This window comes from Cryptosporangium arvum DSM 44712, from assembly GCF_000585375.1.
Lineage (GTDB): Bacteria > Actinomycetota > Actinomycetes > Mycobacteriales > Cryptosporangiaceae > Cryptosporangium > Cryptosporangium arvum.
Window position 1 is genome coordinate 9,036,699 of record NZ_KK073874.1, and the last position, 16,545, is coordinate 9,053,243.

14 protein-coding genes are annotated in these 16,545 nt (G+C 71.0%); 7 read left to right on the top strand and 7 right to left on the bottom strand.

Features of this window, described 5'->3' with window-relative positions; translation table 11 throughout:
• The first annotated feature begins 1,040 nt into the window (after window positions 1-1,040).
• The gene (locus CRYAR_RS41625) at window positions 1,041-1,970 is read left to right on the top strand and encodes a MinD/ParA family ATP-binding protein (protein WP_211247898.1); all 930 of its coding nucleotides are present in this window, start codon (window positions 1,041-1,043) and stop codon (window positions 1,968-1,970) included.
• On the opposite strand, the gene CRYAR_RS41630 is transcribed toward CRYAR_RS41625, so the two are convergent.
• Window positions 1,935-2,681 (bottom strand): TetR/AcrR family transcriptional regulator C-terminal domain-containing protein, encoded by a 747-nt coding sequence (locus tag CRYAR_RS41630; protein ID WP_051571770.1) that lies wholly within the window; start codon window positions 2,679-2,681, stop codon window positions 1,935-1,937. The two genes, CRYAR_RS41625 and CRYAR_RS41630, sit on opposite strands and share 36 nt — an antisense overlap.
• A 158-nt stretch (window positions 2,682-2,839) precedes the next feature.
• Here CRYAR_RS41630 and CRYAR_RS41635 point away from each other — a divergent pair, with 158 nt between their 5' ends.
• Window positions 2,840-4,327 (top strand): MFS transporter, encoded by a 1,488-nt coding sequence (locus tag CRYAR_RS41635; protein WP_084701656.1) that lies wholly within the window; start codon window positions 2,840-2,842, stop codon window positions 4,325-4,327.
• Between the two features lie 32 nt (window positions 4,328-4,359).
• Here the strand turns inward: CRYAR_RS41635 and CRYAR_RS41640 are convergent, their stop codons facing one another.
• Window positions 4,360-4,782, bottom strand: coding sequence for a DUF3151 domain-containing protein (locus CRYAR_RS41640; protein WP_035859246.1), 423 nt, complete (start codon window positions 4,780-4,782; stop codon window positions 4,360-4,362).
• Window positions 4,783-4,940: 158 nt separating this feature from the next.
• Here CRYAR_RS41640 and CRYAR_RS41645 point away from each other — a divergent pair, with 158 nt between their 5' ends.
• The gene (locus tag CRYAR_RS41645; RefSeq protein WP_157018505.1) at window positions 4,941-6,023 is read left to right on the top strand and encodes an LOG family protein; all 1,083 of its coding nucleotides are present in this window, start codon (window positions 4,941-4,943) and stop codon (window positions 6,021-6,023) included.
• Window positions 6,024-6,066: 43 nt separating this feature from the next.
• Here CRYAR_RS41645 and fbaA read toward each other — a convergent pair whose 3' ends face one another.
• Window positions 6,067-7,098, bottom strand: a complete 1,032-nt coding sequence (fbaA, locus tag CRYAR_RS41650; RefSeq protein WP_035859251.1) for a class II fructose-bisphosphate aldolase — start codon at window positions 7,096-7,098, stop codon at window positions 6,067-6,069.
• A gap of 94 nt (window positions 7,099-7,192) precedes the next feature.
• On the bottom strand, window positions 7,193-8,722 hold the full coding sequence (locus CRYAR_RS41655; RefSeq protein WP_051571771.1) for an MFS transporter: 1,530 nt from the start codon (window positions 8,720-8,722) through the stop codon (window positions 7,193-7,195).
• Window positions 8,723-8,812: 90 nt separating this feature from the next.
• Here CRYAR_RS41655 and CRYAR_RS41660 point away from each other — a divergent pair, with 90 nt between their 5' ends.
• Window positions 8,813-9,418: a TetR/AcrR family transcriptional regulator gene (locus CRYAR_RS41660; protein WP_035859252.1), complete on the top strand. Its 606-nt coding sequence runs from the start codon at window positions 8,813-8,815 to the stop codon at window positions 9,416-9,418.
• Here the strand turns inward: CRYAR_RS41660 and CRYAR_RS41665 are convergent, their stop codons facing one another.
• The gene (locus CRYAR_RS41665) at window positions 9,419-10,768 is read right to left on the bottom strand and encodes an FAD-dependent oxidoreductase (RefSeq protein ID WP_035859254.1); all 1,350 of its coding nucleotides are present in this window, start codon (window positions 10,766-10,768) and stop codon (window positions 9,419-9,421) included.
• Between the two features lie 85 nt (window positions 10,769-10,853).
• Between CRYAR_RS41665 and CRYAR_RS41670 the strand changes: the two genes are divergently transcribed.
• Window positions 10,854-11,570: a DedA family protein gene (locus tag CRYAR_RS41670; protein ID WP_035859256.1), complete on the top strand. Its 717-nt coding sequence runs from the start codon at window positions 10,854-10,856 to the stop codon at window positions 11,568-11,570.
• Between the two features lie 642 nt (window positions 11,571-12,212).
• Here the strand turns inward: CRYAR_RS41670 and CRYAR_RS50530 are convergent.
• Entirely contained in the window at window positions 12,213-12,347 is a 135-nt protein-coding gene (locus tag CRYAR_RS50530) for a hypothetical protein (protein ID WP_281174670.1), read from the bottom strand.
• Between the two features lie 1,030 nt (window positions 12,348-13,377).
• Here CRYAR_RS50530 and CRYAR_RS41685 point away from each other — a divergent pair.
• Both CRYAR_RS41685 and CRYAR_RS47865 read left to right on the top strand, forming a co-directional pair.
• A complete protein-coding gene (locus tag CRYAR_RS41685; RefSeq protein WP_035859263.1) occupies window positions 13,378-14,058 on the top strand; it encodes a hypothetical protein in 681 nt (226 codons plus the stop codon).
• 158 nt (window positions 14,059-14,216) lie between these two features.
• Window positions 14,217-15,998, top strand: a complete 1,782-nt coding sequence (locus CRYAR_RS47865) for a hypothetical protein (RefSeq protein WP_157018507.1) — start codon at window positions 14,217-14,219, stop codon at window positions 15,996-15,998.
• Between the two features lie 10 nt (window positions 15,999-16,008).
• Here the strand turns inward: CRYAR_RS47865 and pyrE are convergent, their stop codons facing one another.
• Entirely contained in the window at window positions 16,009-16,545 is a 537-nt protein-coding gene (gene pyrE / locus CRYAR_RS41700) for an orotate phosphoribosyltransferase (RefSeq protein WP_035859266.1), read from the bottom strand.

Consider the following 16,545-nt stretch of genomic DNA (forward strand, 5'->3'; position numbering starts at 1 on the left):
AGCCGATCTCCGGGCTGCCGGTGTCTGGACAGCCGATCTCCGGGCTGCCGGTGTCCGGAGCCCCGATCTCGGGGCTGCCGACTTCGGGGCAGCCGCACTCTGAGATGCCTGTGTCGGGGCAGCCGTTCTTTGACCAGCCGGTGGCCGGGCAGTCGGCTTCGGATCAGCCTGTCTCGGGGCAGCCGACGTCGGGGCAGCCGAGTGACGGCGGCGAGCCTGACCCGTTGACCGCGCCGCACTGGCCGGTGGAATCGGGTGAGCCGACCTCGGGCGCTCCCGGGGCCGCGCCATGGAGCAACGAGTGGCCGACCGCTGCGGGTGCCGAGCAGCCGCAGTCCTTCGATTCCCAGCCGGGCGCCCACACCGCCGGTGGTTATCCTCCCGGCCCGCACGGGTACGACCCGAACGCTCCCTACGGAGCCGGTGCGCACGGAGCGGGCCCCCAGGCCGCCAGCCCGTACGCGCCCGGCCCGTACGCGCCCGGCCCGCAGGGTCCTGGCCCGCAGGCCACTGGGCCGTACGGAACCGGCCCGCACGACGCAGGCCCGTTCGGAGCAGACCCGCAGGCCGCCGGGCCTTACGCACCCGGCCCCCAAGGAGCAGACCCGCACGCCCCCGGTCCGTACGGACCCGGCCCACACGGAGCGAGCCCACAAGGACCCGGCCCACAAGGACCAGGCCCGCAGGCCGCCGGCCCCTACGCGCCCGGCCCCTACGCACCCGGCCCGTACGCACCTGATCCCCAGGCCCCCGGACCCCACGGGCCCGGACCGCACGCCGCCGGTCCCCAGGCACCCGGTCCCCACGCACCCGGTCCCCACGCACCCGGACCACACGGCACCCACTCCCAATCACACCTGCCGCATGCGGCACAGGGCATGCCTGCGCCGCCGGCGCCGCATGATCTTCAGCGGCCGCCGGACCACTACTCCTACCGTCCGGCGCCGGATGCCGCCCAACCCCAGACCGCGGACCCGCGCCCCCACCCCCAGCAACCCGACTGGCGCGGTACCAGCAACGAAAGCTTCGACCAACCAGCTGTGCCTCCCACCGCCGAGGAGTTCGCGGCCCGTCGGGCGCACCGGCCGCGTCCGCCGGAGCCCACCATGGGCGTGCCGGCGTTGATCCGGCGCGTCACGTTCGGCACGGTCTCCCCGGCTCTGTCCAAGCGCGAGATCGACTTCCGGGACGCGGTCGCGAAGGTCCGCCGGAACTTCGGTGGCCTACGCCAGGTGACCGTCGTCAACCCGAAGGGCGGCGCCGGCAAGACCGTCGCGGTGCTGATGACCGCGATGACCTTCGGTCAGAACCGTGGCGGTTACGTGCTGGCCTGGGACAACAACGAGACCCAGGGCACGCTGGGCATGCGCTCCCAGCAGGACTACCACGTACACACGGTGCGTGACGTTCTTCGTGCACTGCCGGGCTTCCAGCACAGCGGCAAGGTCGGCGATCTGACGCCCTTCGTGCGGTCGCAGGGCGAGGCGATGTTCGACGTTCTGGCGTCCGACGAGTCCGCTACCGCTGGTGAGATGCTCACCGCGAAGGCGTTCGTCGACATCCGTGAGGTCGTCAGCCGGTTCTACAAGCTGATCGTGGTCGACACCGGCAACAACGTGCGGGCCGAGAACTGGCAGGCGGCGATCGACGCCACCGATCAGCTCGTCATCACGATGTCGGCGCGCGGCGACTCGGCCGAGACCGCGGCGCGGATGCTCGACCACCTCGACCAGACGGGTCGGCACGAGCTGGTCAGGCGTGCGGTGAGCGTGGTCGCGATGCCGGCGAACCGTAAAGACGTCGATCTCGAGGCGATCCAGCGGCACTTCGCCGCGCGGACCCGCTCGGTGCTGCTCGCACCGTACGAGCGACTACTCGACTCGGGTGAGCCGATCCGCTACGGCGAGCTGTCCTCACGCACCCGGAACGCATGGCTACGCATCGCCGCCGCGATCGCCGAAGGCCTCTGACCCCTCCGACACCCCGGGCCCAGACACCCCGGGCCCAGACGCCCCCCTGGCCTCGGCTGCCTTTGCCTCCAACCCGGTAAGAAGCACGTCAAGACCGAAGTCGAAGCGCTCGTTACCCCCACCCGTGGTGAGCGTCTTCGCCATCCCGACGATATTGGGGAACCGCCCGGGCGGCAGCGACGCGAAGTACGTCCCGAGACCCTCGAAGTACTTCGCGCTCCCCTTCTCGTCGCCGAAGTTCGACGCGTACAGACTGCCTTCGTACGCGTCCGCGGTGATGTAGTCGAAGATCAGCGGACCGGCCCAGGCGACCAGCTGATCCGGTAGGCCCCTGTCCCGGAACACGCCGTAGACGTGGTCGGCCAGGCGCAACGCGTTGGCGCCGGTCGGTACCCGGCCCCAGAGCACTTTGGCGATGTCGCGGTGGGCCTGCAGCGCGCTCCGGGTCGCGTAGGCGAGGCGGACGAAGTCCTCACGCCAGTCGCCGGTCGGGGCGGGGATGACCACCTCGGCGAAGACCCGGTCGAGGACGGCGTCGATCAGGTCGTCCTTGTTCTGGAGGTGCGCGTAGAGCGACGCCGCACCGGTGCCGAGTTCCTGGGCGACCCGCCTCATGCTCATGCCGTCGACACCTTCGGCGTCCAGGACGACCATCGCCGCGTCCACGATCTGGTCGTAGCTGAGCGGGCGCCGGGCAGCCCAGATGGACATTTTGCGCTCTCGCCAGGGCGGAACCGGCATGTCGTCCAAAGATGCCTCCTCGGTGCGGCTTCGAACACTGTACTTGACTCGAACGCCGTTCGACCGTAGAACTCTGTTCGGTGACGAACAGCGTTCGTCCATGGAACACCGTTCGAAGGAGATCAACAATGACTGGCTATCGAGCCGGCGGCCGACGAGCGTGGGCGGTGCTGGCCATCGTCCTCGTCGCCGAGGTGATGGATCTGCTCGACACCACGATCGTGGGCGTCGCGTCGCCGGCGATCCGGGACGACCTCGGCGGCACCTATTCGACGATCCAGTGGATCGCGGCCGGCTACACGCTGGCGTTCGCGGTCGGGCTGATCACCGCGGCTCGGCTCGGCGATCTCTACGGCCGTAAGCGGCTGTTCGTCATCGGCGTCGCCGGGTTCACGCTCAGCTCGGCCGCGTGCGCGCTCGCGGCCTCACCCGGAATGCTCATCGGCTTCCGGATCGTGCAGGGCGTTTTCGCCGCGCTCCTGATTCCGCAGGGCTTCGGGCTCGTCCGGGCCGCGTTCCCGCCCGAGCAGCTCGGTAAGGCGTTCGCGCTGTTCGGCCCGGTCATGGGGTTGTCCGCGGTCGCCGGACCGGTGCTCGGCGGAGCGCTCGTGGACGGAGACCTCTTCGACACCGGCTGGCGGATGATCTTCCTGATCAACCTGCCGCTCGGGCTGATCGCGCTGATCGGGGCGATCGTCCTGCTGCGTGAGGATCGTTCGCCGGACGAGGGCGGCCTCGATCCGATCGGCGCCGGGTTGGCCACGGCCGGTGCGTTTCTGCTGGTCTACCCCTTGGTGCAGGGCAACGAGCTGGGCTGGCCGGCGTGGATCTTCGGGTGCTTGACGCTCGGAGTGTCGCTGTTCGTAGCCCTCGGGTGGCACCTCGTGCGGCGGTCCCGATCCGGGCGGACGCCGCTGGTCATGCCGAGCCTGTTCGGCAAGCGCAGTTTCAGCAGCGCGCTCGTCGTCGGTGTGCTGTTCTTCGCCGGGATGAGCGGCCTGATGTTGGCGCTCACGCTCTACCTGCAGATCGGTCTGGGCTTCAGCGCACTGCGCGCCGGGCTGACGTTCGGACCCTGGCCGCTCGGCATCGCGCTCGGCGCGGTGATCGCGATGGGCGCGTTGGTGCCGAGGTTCGGCCGGTACGTGATCATCGGGTCCGCGCTGGTGATGGCCGCCGGTATCGCCGGGGTATGGCTCACGCTGGAGCGGGCCGGTTCGTCGGTGAGCAGCCTCGACTTCGCGCCCGCGCTGTTCGTCTCGGGCCTCGGCATGGGCGGGGTCGTCTCACCGTTCTTCGACATCGCGCTGGGGGATGTCGACGACGACGAGGTCGGCTCGGCCAGCGGGCTGCTCAACGCGATCCAGCAGCTGGGTGGTGCGCTCGGGGTGGCGGTGCTGACGAGCGTGTTCGTGTCACTGCTCGGCGACCTGGCCCCCACACCCGAGGTGTACACCGAGGCGGCGCAGAAACTGCTTCTCCTCGACGCGGGGCTGATCGTCGTGCTCGCCGGGCTCTCGTTCCTGTTGCCGCCGAGGGCTCGACCGGAGTCCGCGGTGCCCGGCACTGCACCGGACCTCGAAGGTGCCACCGCCTCGGCGTCGGCAAAAGCATGAAAGGCGGGCGCCGACGACGGCGCCCGCCGATCTCACATGCGGTCGGCCGCCGACGGGTCGGAGTCGCGGAGGAACTGGGCGCAGCGGGCGGACTCGTCGGACTCGCCGATCTCCAGCGCGGCGCGAGCCAGCGCGTTCAGCGCGCGGAGGAAGCCCTGGTTGCCCTCGTGCGAGAACGGCACCGGGCCGTGGCCCTTCCAGCCGTTACGGCGCAGCGCGTCCAGGCCGCGGTGGTAACCGGTGCGGGCATAGGCGTACGAGGCGACCGCGTCGCCCTTCGCGAACGCCTGGTCGGCGAGCACCGCCCAGGCGCCGCTGCTGGTGGGGTAGCGCGCGGCGACGGCCGCCGGGTCCTGCTCGCCGGTGGCGGCGTCACGTACGGCCGCCAGTTCCTCCGGGTCCTCCGGCAGGAGCGTCGCGGGCGGCTGCGGGAGGAGGTCTCGAGGAAGGCTCATGGGGTTCATCCTGACGGGCTCTGGCACGCGGCGGACCGGCGCGCCTTGCAGGTGTGGGCAGTATTACGCGACGCGACGGCGCCGCTAGCGTGCACTAACAAATCCGGGGCGGAAACCATGCCCCGGGAGCGCAAGAAACCATAGGGCACCATGTCGGCGTGGACGCGACACCGGACGAAATCGAATCGCTGGCCGAGCTGCGCACGTGGCTGGACAAACGCACGCTGGCCGGGCTGGCCGTTCAAGGGCTCGACCTGACCGGAGTGTCATTCGTCGACGTGGCGGTCGACGACGCTCTGTTCATCGGGTGCCGGCTCTCGTCGGTCGCCGCCGCGGACCTGGTGGCGCGGGGTGCGTCGGTCGTGCCGGAACTGACGCACGCCCCCTACCCGACGCACCCCTCGGCGCTCTACACACCAGCCGCGCTCTCCGCGGGGTTCGAGACCGGCGCCATGTACGACACGGTCGTGTACGAGCACTTCGTCGCGCACGGCGGGCCGTTGCCGCCGATCCGGGAGGCGCTCTCGCAGCGTCTGCACGACCACGGCATCGACAACGCGCTGGGCGACGCGCTGGCCTCGTGGGTCGGCGGCCCGATCGTCGGAGTGATGGGGGGGCACGCCGAGCCGCGGGGATCCGCGGCGTATCGCGCCGCCGCCGAACTGGGGTTCTCGCTGCGGCGAGCCGGGGCGTTGGTGCTCACCGGCGGCGGCCCGGGCGTGATGGAGGCGGCGAACCTTGGTGCCTACGTCGACTCGGTGGACGAAGCCGTCGAGGAGCTGGCCGCGGCGCCGTACTTCACCGATCACCAGCCGTACACGGCGGCAGCGCTCGCGGTGCGCGCCCGGTACACCACCGACGACCCCTGGGCCGGAGGGCTCTCGATCCCGACCTGGCTCTACGGGCACGAGCCGGCGAACTTGTTCGCGGGTCAGATCGCGAAGTACTTCTCGAACGCGATCCGCGAGGACACGATCCTGCGGGCCGCGCGCGGCGGCATCGTGTTCGCGCCGGGCAAGGCCGGCACCGTGCAAGAGGTGTTCCAGGCGGCGACGAAGGCGTTCTACGGCAGCGACGGCGCGTCGGGCCCGATGGTGTTCCTCGGGAAGCGCTATTGGACCGAGGTGCTGCCGGTGGAGGCGCTGCTGCGGCCGCTGATGGCGCAGGCGCCGGCGTCGACGACGGGTATCCACCTGACCGACGACGTCGAGGAGGCGGTCGCGCTCCTGGTGCCGCGCTGAGACGAGAGCGTTCCGGTGGGCCGGAGCCCACCGGAACGTTCGCTCACTTCTTGGCGGTGCCGGCCGAGCGGAGGGACTGGCAGGCCTCGACGACGCGGGTGGCCATGCCGGCCTCGGCCAGCTTGCCCCACGCCCGCGGGTCGTAGGCCTTCTTGTTGCCGACCTCGCCGTCCACCTTCAGGACGCCGTCGTAGTTCTTGAAGGCGTGGTCGACGATCGGGCGGGTGAACGCGTACTGGGTGTCGGTGTCCACGTTCATCTTCACGACGCCGTAGTCGAGCGCCTCGTGGATCTCCTCCAGCAGCGAGCCCGAGCCGCCGTGGAAGACCAGGTCGAACGGCTTGGCGTCGGCGGCGAGGCCGAGCTTCGACGCCGCCACTTCCTGGCCGCGCTTGAGCACGTCGGGGCGGAGCTTCACGTTGCCCGGCTTGTAGACGCCGTGCACGTTGCCGAAGGTCGCGGCGAGCAGGTAGCGGCCCTTCTCGCCGGCGCCGAGGGCGTCGATCGTGTGCAGGAAGTCGCCCTCGGCCGTGTAGAGCTTCTCGTTGATCTCGTGCGCGACGCCGTCTTCCTCGCCGCCGACGACACCGATCTCGATCTCGAGAATGATCTTCGCCGCGGCGGCCTGGGCGAGCAGCTCCTGCGCGAGCTTCAGGTTCTCGTCCAGGTCGATCGCCGAGCCGTCCCACATGTGTGACTGGAACAGCGGGTTCTCGCCGGCCGCCACGCGGTCCTGGCTGATCTTCAGCAGGGGCCGGACGAACCCGTCGAGCTTGTCCTTCGGGCAGTGGTCGGTGTGCAGCGCGATGTTGACGTCGTACTTCTTGGCTACCTCGTGCGCGTACGCGGCCAGCGCGACCGACCCGGTCACCATGTCCTTCACGGTCGAGCCGGACAGGTAGTCGGCACCACCGGTCGACACCTGGACGATGCCGTCGCTCTCCGCCTCCGCGAAGCCGCGGATAGCCGCGTTCAGGGTCTGCGAGGACGACACGTTGATGGCCGGGTAGGCGAAGGCACCGGCCTTCGCCTTGTCCAACATCTCGGCGTACACCTCGGGGGTGGCGATAGGCATTAGTGCACTCCTCGGGGTCGCGGTCTTCTGATCTCGCAGTATTCCTTGCCGCCGACGAGCGTCGCAGCCGCCCAGCACCGCAAAGCGGGAAGCATCACGCCGAAACGGTCTCCTCTTCGTGGACGACCTCGGGCACCGGGCGGGGCACTCGAACGAAAAGCACCACGGCGACGCCCACCACGGCCGCCGCGATCGCGCCGAGCAGCATCAGCCGGGCGATACCGGCGGCACCGGCCTCCCGCACGGCCGCCTCGACGAGCCCCCGGGCCTGCACCGGCACGGCCGACAGGACCTGCAGGCCCGCCCCTGCCCCGACCGCGTCGGCGAGCTCACGCGACCCGTCCAGCCGGGACGTCATCTCGTCGGTGACCCGGGCCTGGAACACCGCACCCCACACCGCCACGCCGACCGCGACGCCCAGTTGCCGCAGGGTGTTCACGACACCGGTGGCCATTCCGGCCCGCGCCGGTTCCACCGCGTTCAGCGAGGCCTGCGTCACGACCGCACCCTGCGCGCCCATGCCGAGACCGGCCACCACGAAGCCGGGGATCAGCGCGGTCCACGCCGAGTCACCGTCCAGCCCGGTCATCAGAGCCATGCCGACGGCCGCCACCAGCACCGTTCCCCCGATCGCCAGCCGCGGGGACACCCGGTGCGACAGCTGCGCGGCCAGCGGCGCCGCGACGAACGACGCGACGGTCAGCGGCAGGAACCGCAGGCCCGCCTCGAACGGCGTGTAGCCGAGCGTGTTGAGGAAGTACAGCGAGAGGTAGGTGGTGGCCCCGATCAGCACGGCCGAGATCGTGAACACCGAGATCGCCGCGCCGGTGAACATCGAAGATCGGAACAGGCTCAGGTCCATCATCGGCTGCTCCGCCGTGGCCTGCCGCACGACGAAGGCGACAAGCAATACGCCGGCGACGACGAACAGCGCGACGATCCGCGTCGAGGACCATCCGTCCGCGTGCCCCCGGATCAGCCCCAGCAGGAGCGCGAACAAGCCGGCGGTGAGCAGTGCGGTGCCCGGCCAGTCGGCTCGACGCGGGTTCTCCGGACGCGACTCGGTGAGCCGCAGCCACGTCACCACCAGCGCCGCGACGCCGATCGGCACGTTGATCAGGAAGATCCAGCGCCACCCCGGGCCGTCGACGAGCGCTCCGCCCACGAGCGGGCCCACGGCGGTGGCGCCGGTGAGCGTCGCGCCGAAGACGCCGATGGCTCCGGCCCGCTTGCGCGGCTCGGGGAACGCCGCCCCGATCAGCGGCACCGCGGTGGCGAACAACAGCGCCGCGCCGACGCCCTGGAACGCCCGGAACGCGTCCAGCGAGAGCGCGGACCAGGCCAGCGCACACAGCAGCGAGCCGAGGGTGAAGAGCACCAACCCGGCCGCGAAGATCCGCCGGCGGCCGATCCGGTCGCCCAGCGTCGCCGCCGTGAGCAGGAGCGCCGCGAGCGGCAACGTGTAGGCGTCGACCACCCACTGCAGGTCGGCGAGGTCGGCGTCGAAGTCACGCTGCAGGTCACCCAGCGCCACCGCGACCACGGTCAGGTCCAGCAACAGCATGAACACGGCGGCGCAGACGACGGCCAGCGTCCATCTGGGGTGTCGATCGGTCTTCCCCATCGGGCCCTCCTTCGGTGTACGACCGTAGCCTTACGGCTGTAGGTGTACGCCTGTAGTGCTACGCCTGTCAATCGTCGATAGACTTGACGCATGACGACGGATGTGTCCCCACGCAGGCGGCCTTCGCGGCGCGGCGAAGGGGAACGGCTGAAGGGCGAGATCGTCGCCGCGGCGGCCGCGCTGCTCCAGGAGACCGGCGACCTGAGCACGCTGTCGCTCCGCGCGGTCGCCCGGAAGGTCGGCATCGCGACCACGTCGATCTACCTGCACTTCGAGGATCTGCACGCGCTGGTGCGAGCGGTGAAGAACCACTGGCTCGACATGCTCGTCGAGGAGGTCGAGGCGGCGGCCACCACGGCCGGCCTGGACCCGTGGGCACGCGTGCGGGCGATCGCGCACGCCTACGTCGACGCCGGAATGAACGACCCGGCGCGCTACCAGGTGCTGTTCCAGTCCGAGCTCGTTCGGATGCCGCCGGGCGACACCTACCTGGGCTCCCGGGCCTACGACACGGTGCTGGAGCGGGTGCGCCAGGCGGTGCCGCCGGACGTCGACGCGAACATGCTCACCGTGCAGTTCTGGTGCTCGCTGCACGGCACCGTCATGCTGCGCCAGTCCCGGCCGAACTTCCCCTGGCCCGACCTGAACGGCCAGGTCGACGACCTGGTGGACCGGCTATCTCCGCACGGCGTCTGACTATCTCCGCACGGCGTCCGACGCGGCGCGCGCGGCGACCAGGACCGGATCCCACACCGGGGAGAACGGCGGCGCGTAACCCAGGTCGAGACCGGTCATCTCGTCGACCGTCATCTGGTTCCAGAGCGCGACCGCCAGCACGTCGATGCGCTTCGCCGCTCCGCTACCGCCGACGATCTGCGCACCGAGCAGGCGCCCGGTGCCCTGCTCGGCGAGGATCTTGACCGTCATGCTCTCGGCCCCGGGGTAGTAGCCGGCGATGTTGTGCGACTCGATCTTCGCGGTGACGTACGCGAACCCGGCCTTCTCGGCCTCTTTCTCCTGCAGCCCGGTACGGGCGATCTCCAGGTCGCAGGCCTTCGTCACGGCCGTACCGACCACACCGGGGAACGTCGCGTAACCGCCACCGATGTTGATGCCCGCGACCCGGCCCTGCTTGTTGGCGTGCGTGCCCAGCGGGATCGCCGCCGGCTGATCGGTGACGCGGTGACGCACCTCGACGCAGTCACCGGCGGCCCAGATGCCCTCGTGGCCGGGCACCCGCATCCGCCGGTCGGTGACGATGCCGCCGCTGGGACCGATCGGCAGCCCGGCGGCGCGGGCGAGCTCCACCCGTGGCCGCGTGCCGAGCCCGAGCACGACGATGTCGGCCGGGAACTCCCCGGCGTCGGTGGTGACGGACTTCGCCCAACCGTCTCCGTCCAGCTCGACGCCATGCACCGTGACGCCGGTGCGGACGTCGATGTCGAACTTCTCGAGCATCGCGGCGACCAGTTCCCCCATGTCGGGGTCGAGCGTCGTCATCGGCTGCGGGGACCGCTCGAGGAGCGTGACCTGCAGCCCCTTGCGGATCAGGGCCTCGGCCATCTCGACCCCGATGTAACCGCCGCCGATCACGACCGCGCGCCGCGCGCCGCGTTCGACGAGCGTCGCGCTGACCGCGTCACCGTCGTCGAGCGTCTGGACGCCGTGCACGCCCTTGCCGTCGATGCCGGGCCAGTCGGGCAGCACGGGCTCGCCACCGGTGGCGATCACGAGCTGGTCGAAGTGATGGGACTCGGCGTCCACCGTGACCGTCCGCCGCTCCAGGTCGATGCCGGTGACGGTGTGGCCGGTGCGCACGTCGATGTCCCGCTCGCGGTGCTGCTCGGGGGTACGCGCGACCAGGTCGTCCTGGTCTTCGACCAGGCCACCGATCCAGTACGGGATGCCGCACGCGGAGTAGGACGTGTGCACGCCCCGCTCGAACGCGAGGATCTGCAGGTCCCGATGGTCACGCCGGCGACGCGCCTGACTCGCGGCGCTCATGCCCGCCGCGTCGGCTCCCACCACGATCAGCCGCTCTGCCACTTGCACACGCTAACCCGGTTGAACAGCAAGTAACGCACAGCACTCACTCAGTCGGGCCCTAGGAAGGTCACGGTAGCCTCGGGCCGTGCAGGTATCTCAGACCGTCCTCGCCGTCAACCAGCTGCTGGCCGATGGCCCGTTGGACTTCATCGACCCGGCGTCGCTGATCACCAAGTTCGGCGTCTTCGGCATCTGGGTGATCCTGTTCGCCGAAACCGGCCTGCTGGTGGGCTTCTTCCTTCCCGGCGACTCACTCCTGTTCCTCGCCGGCATCGCCGCTTCCGCGACCGGCGCGTCGATCGTCGGCGCCTCGCTGAGCCTGCCGGGCCTGCTGATCGGCGGACCGCTCTTCGCGATCGCCGGCGCTCAGTTCGGTCACTTCCTCGGTAGGAAGTACGGCCGGAGATTGTTCGACCGGCCGAACTCACGGCTTTTCAAGGGCATCTACGTCCAGAAAGCCGAGCAGGCGTTCGAGAAATTCGGCCCCGCGAAGGCCGTGGTGTTCGCGCGCTTCATTCCGATCGTGCGGACGTTCCTCAACCCGGTCGCCGGAATGCTCGGCATGCCCACCCGGCAGTTCTTCATCTGGAACGTGGTCGGCGCGATCCTGTGGACCGACGGAATCGTGCTCCTCGGCTACTTCCTCGGTGGTGTGGTCGACGCGACGTTCCCGATCGACAAGTACCTGGTGCCGGGCATCGCGATCATCATCCTGCTGTCGATCCTGCCGGTGCTGGTCGAGTTCGTGCGGGACCGCCGCCGAAAGAAGAAGGAACCGGTGACGACTCCGCCGGCGCATTGAGCGTTGTCGGATACTCGACCGGGCACACCCGGACACCGGACCCGGCTGGCTCCGCGCTGCTAGTCTCCAGCCAGCTCAGCCGTGGCATCGGCCTCGGAACAGGACCAGGCGGAGAACGAAAATGACGACGTCGGCGAGCGATCTCGGACCGTTCACCGGTCTGCGCTTGGTCCACGCCACGCCGACGGTCGAGCTCTTCACCGGCCTCGAACGCAACGGACGGCGCCCGGTGGTGCTGATCGCGCTCACCGAGCAGGCCGGACGCGACCCGAACTGGTCGGCCGAATTCACCGACGCGGTCGCGAAAGACGCCACGACGCTCGGCCCGCTCGACGTTCCGGTGCACGTCAGCGATTTATACGGACGACGTCCCTGGGCCGCATCCCGCATCGTGCCCGGCAAGCGCGGCGCCGAACGCATCCTGTCCGCGCTTCCCGGCGCGGTGCCGGAGGGCACGGATCCGAGCCAGCTGCTGCACCGTCCCGCGCCGCAGCGGCCGGGTGTTCCCCCCGGGCCGGGTGCGTACGCGCCGCCTGGAGGGAACGTCGCTGCTGGGCAGCGGCCACCTGCGGCGCAGTTCGCGTCCGGGCCGCCGGCGCAGTTCGCATCCGGGCCTCCGGCGCAGGTGAGCGTGCCGGGTTATCACCCGGCGCCGGGGCCGCCCGATGGTGCGCCGGTACCGGTTTCCGGCCCTGATGCACCGGTGCCGACGTCGTCGAGCGCGCCGTCCGCGGTGGAGCCGGCGACCGCACCCGCGGCCGGGGTGAGCGACGCCAAGCCCGTCGAGCCGATCCCCGTGACCGGTTCCCCAGTGTCTGTGCCTCCACCGCCGGGTTCGCCGGGCATCCCGCTGGCGGGCGCCCAGCAGACCAGCACCTCTCAGTCCGGCGGCTCTCAATCCAGCGCCTCTCAATCCGGTGACCCTCAGGCCGGTGGCTCGCAGACGGGTGCTTTCCAGGGCGGCACCGGCCAAGCAGGTACCCCGCAGCAGAACGCGTCCCAGACCGGCACGTCCCGGACCGGAACCCCGCAGGCGGGGGCCGATGCGGCGAGTGGGCCGCCGGCCTCGGGGGCAGCGGGTGCCGGGCTCGGGTCGCCGGTCGTTCCGCCGGTCACCGGTGGGTCGCCGCAGGCAGCGAGTGGGTCCCCGCAGGCAGCGGGTGGGTCCCCGCAGGCAGCGGGTGGGACTCCGGTCCAGGGGCCGGGGTCTCCCGTCCAAGGGCCGGGGTCTCCGGTGCAGGGGCCGGGGTCTCCGGCGCCGGCCGGATCGCCGCCACCCGGATCACCAGGTACACCCGGCACCCCGGGCCGCGTCCCGGCTGATGCCGTTCGCTCCGAGGGAGCACCGAAACTCGGTCCGCTCCCTCCGGGCGCTCACAACCCGACCGTGCCGATCCCGCACACACCCCCACCCGTCTCCGGCCTCGGCGGCCCGATCCCCCAACGCCCGGGCGGCCCGAGCCCCACCGGCCCCGCCGCCGCGAACTTCAGCGCACCAGGCACTCCTGGCGGACCAGGCGCTGGCGGGCACGGCGCTGGCGGGCACGGCGGCCCGGGCCAAAGCGGGCATGGTCAAGGCGGTCCCAGCGGTCCAGGCGGTCCCAGCGGTCCAGGCGGTCCAGGCGGTCCAGGCGCGCACGTCGGCTCAGGCGGGCACGTCGGCTCAGGCGGGCCCAGCGGGCCGGGCGGCGTCGGCCCCGGCGGCCCCGGCGGCCCCGGCGGACCCGGCGGACCAATCGGGGGGAACACCGGATCGTTCCCGCGCCCTCAGCTCCCCCCACCACCCCGCCGCAACGGTGCCCGCACCGTGATCCTCTCGCTCGTCGCCTTCCTGGCGGTCGTCGTCGTCGTGCTCTGCGGTGTAGCCGCGATCTTCCTGGCCACCGGCGACGATCAGGTCGACAGCGCCGCCACCTCGAACGCACCGCTCCCCGACTCGAACGCCGCCCCGGGCCCCAGTCGCAACGGCGAGCAGCCGAACGACGACGCCGATCTCCCGGCCTTCCGGAAGGCGCTCCCGGTCATCGTCACCGGCTCGATCTTCGACTCGGGCGAGCAGACCGACCTGATCCAGCGCGAAGGCTGGCCGTTCGCGTTCCGGGTTCCAGTCGGCTGGTTCTGCGACGAGGCGATGGTCATCGACGGCGCGAACAACGACGGCGTCGAGTGCCGTCCGCCGGGCCGGACGAACGGCTCCTCGGTTGCGGTGGGAATCCGCGACTGCGAGAGCCCGTGCGATTCCGAGACCCAGGAACTCATGAACCGGGACATCGCCTCCGGGACCCTCATCGAGGGTGACGCCACCACCTCGTACACCGAGGTCGCGAACCCGAAGGACAACGTCTACAGCCTGTTCGTGAGCCACTTCTTCGGTTCCGAGCCGGGCCAGCCGCTGCGCTGGCAGGTCGTCGTGCGTGGGTCGGGTCCGCACACCGACCGAGCCGCGATTCAAAAAGTGGCGAACGACATCCGGACTCAGACGCCGTAGGCGCGTTTCGGGTCTGTTACCGGGCTGTCGGCCGGGACGCAACTGGTTCCTGAGGTGCGATAGCCGTGTAGCCTCGTCCGGGCTGACCTCTACCGAAGGCCGAATGGCTGGTCCCGGCGGGCGGGTCACGTACGGAAGCGAGCGGAGCGAGAAGTTCGATGACCCAACCCGGCGACGAGTTAGGCGCGTTCACCCAAGTCCGCCTGGTGCACCACGCGGCGGTGGCCGACCTCTTCAGTGGCCTCGACCAGTCCGGCCGGCCGATCGTGATGGTCGCGCTCACCCCCGAGGCCGGTGCCGATCCGGCCTGGCGGTCGGCGTTCAGCGACCTGGTCAACCGGGACCGCGCCTCGGTCAACCCGGCTGATCCCCAGTTCGTCGCCGCGCACGCGGGTGACGTGCAGGGCGGGCGGCCGTGGGTGGCGAGTCGGTTCGAGCCCGGGCGCCGGGGGGTCGAGCGGATCCTCCACGTGATCCCGCAGGCACTTCCGCCCGGTGCCGACCCCACCGCGATGATCGGCTCCGCGCTCGCCGGCGCGCAGGCCCAGCAGTGGGCACCGCCGCAGCAGCAGTACTCCCCGCCGCCATCAGCCGCCCCCCAGTCAGCGCCCCCGATGTCAGCGCCCCCGATGTCAGCGCCCCCGATGTCAGCGCCCCCGATGTCAGCGCCCCCCATGTCGGCCGCCCCGATGTCCGGCCCGCCCATGTCCGGCCCGCCCATGTCCGGCCCGCCCATGTCCGGCCCGCCCATGTCCGGCCCGCCCATGTCCGGCCCGCCCATGTCCGGCCCCCCGATGTCAGCGTCTCCCATGTCGAGCCCGCCGATGTCGAGCCCGCCCATGTCCGGCCCGCCCCAGCCGTCGCCGTTCTCGGACCCGTTCTCGTCGCCGCTGAACCAGTCCGCGCCCCCGGCCTCGGCGCCCCCGGCCTCGGCGCCGCCGATGTCCGACCCCTTCTCCACGCCGATGGGCCAGCCATCGCAGGCGTCCGGCATCCCCGACCAGTACGCCCCGGTCTCCGGTGAGCCCCAGCCGGGCGGTTATTCCTCCGGCGGCTACCAGAACCAGCCCGCCGGCTACTACGCGGAGCCCGGCCCGTCCTCGTACGGAGACCCGGCCACCCCGTACGACCCGGCCACCCCGTACAACCCGAGCGACCCCAACAAGCCCGACGGCTCGTACGGTTCGGTCCCCCCGGAGGGCTCCAACCGACGCGGCGCCGGGATGCTGATCGGCCTGATCACCGCGGTCACCGCCCTGGTGATCGTCGCGGCCGGCTTCGCGGTCGTGTTCATCAACAGCGGGGACGAGAAGAAGCCGGTGAAGTCCGTCGCGGACAAGTCACCGTCGACCAGCCCGCTGCCGGCGCAGACCGCCAAGCCGAGCCCGACGCCGAGCCGTTCGCCGCTGCCCGACACCACGCCCACGCTCCAGGCCGACGCCGAGACGGCGAGCGTCATCGGGCCGACCTGGCAGGACGACGACCAGACCCAGCTGCTCGCCCTGAACGGCTGGCCGTTCGCCTTCCGGCTCCCCAAGGGGTGGAGCTGCCTGCGCGGCTCGATCGACGAGCTCCCCGACGCCAGTGCCTGGGGTTGCGTCAAGACCGAAGGCACCAGCCACCAGCAGCGGTTCAACATCATGCTGCGGCGCTGCGCCACCGGGTGCATCGCGACCGAGCAGACGACGATGACCGAGGCCTGGTTCGACGACGACGAGGAGGCGATCCTCAAGAAGTCGGACGCCACCACGACGTACGCCGAGACGGCCAAGAACGACGACGGCTTCTACGCCCTGTCGATCAGCCACTTCCTCGCCGAGAAGCCGGGCGGCGAGCTGACCTACCAGGTCGGCGTCTGGTTCCAGTCGCCCGACAAGTACAAGGACGAGATGCAGAAGTCTCTCAACGACGTCCGCACGCAGGCCCCCCAGCCGGCGTGACGTACTCCGCTCACTCCAGGCCGAGCTCGGCCAGGGAGTAGGCGGCGTAGTAGGGCAGGCCGGCGGACTCCACGGCCGGACGGGCGCCGCGGTCGACGACGACCGCGACGCCGACCACCTCGGCGCCGGCCGCCCGGAGCGCCTCGACGGCCGTCAGCACGCTTCCACCGGTCGTCGACGTGTCCTCCACCGCGAGCACCCGCCGACCGGCCACGTCCGGGCCCTCGATCCGCCGCTGGAGCCCGTGGGCCTTCTCGCCCTTGCGGACGACGAACGCGTCGAGTTTCCGGCCGCGGGCGGACGCGGCGTGCAGCATCGCGGTGGCGACCGGGTCGGCGCCGAGCGTGAGCCCGCCGACCGCGTCGTACGACAGGTTCTCGGTGGTGTCGAGCAGCACCCCACCGATCAGCGGGGCCGCCGCGTGGTGCAGCGTCACCCGCCGGAGGTCGACGTAGTAGTCGGCCTCCCTGCCGCTGCTGAGGGTCACTTTGCCGTGCACGACGGCGAGGTCACGGATCAGGGCGAGGAGCTCATCACGATCGGCCAC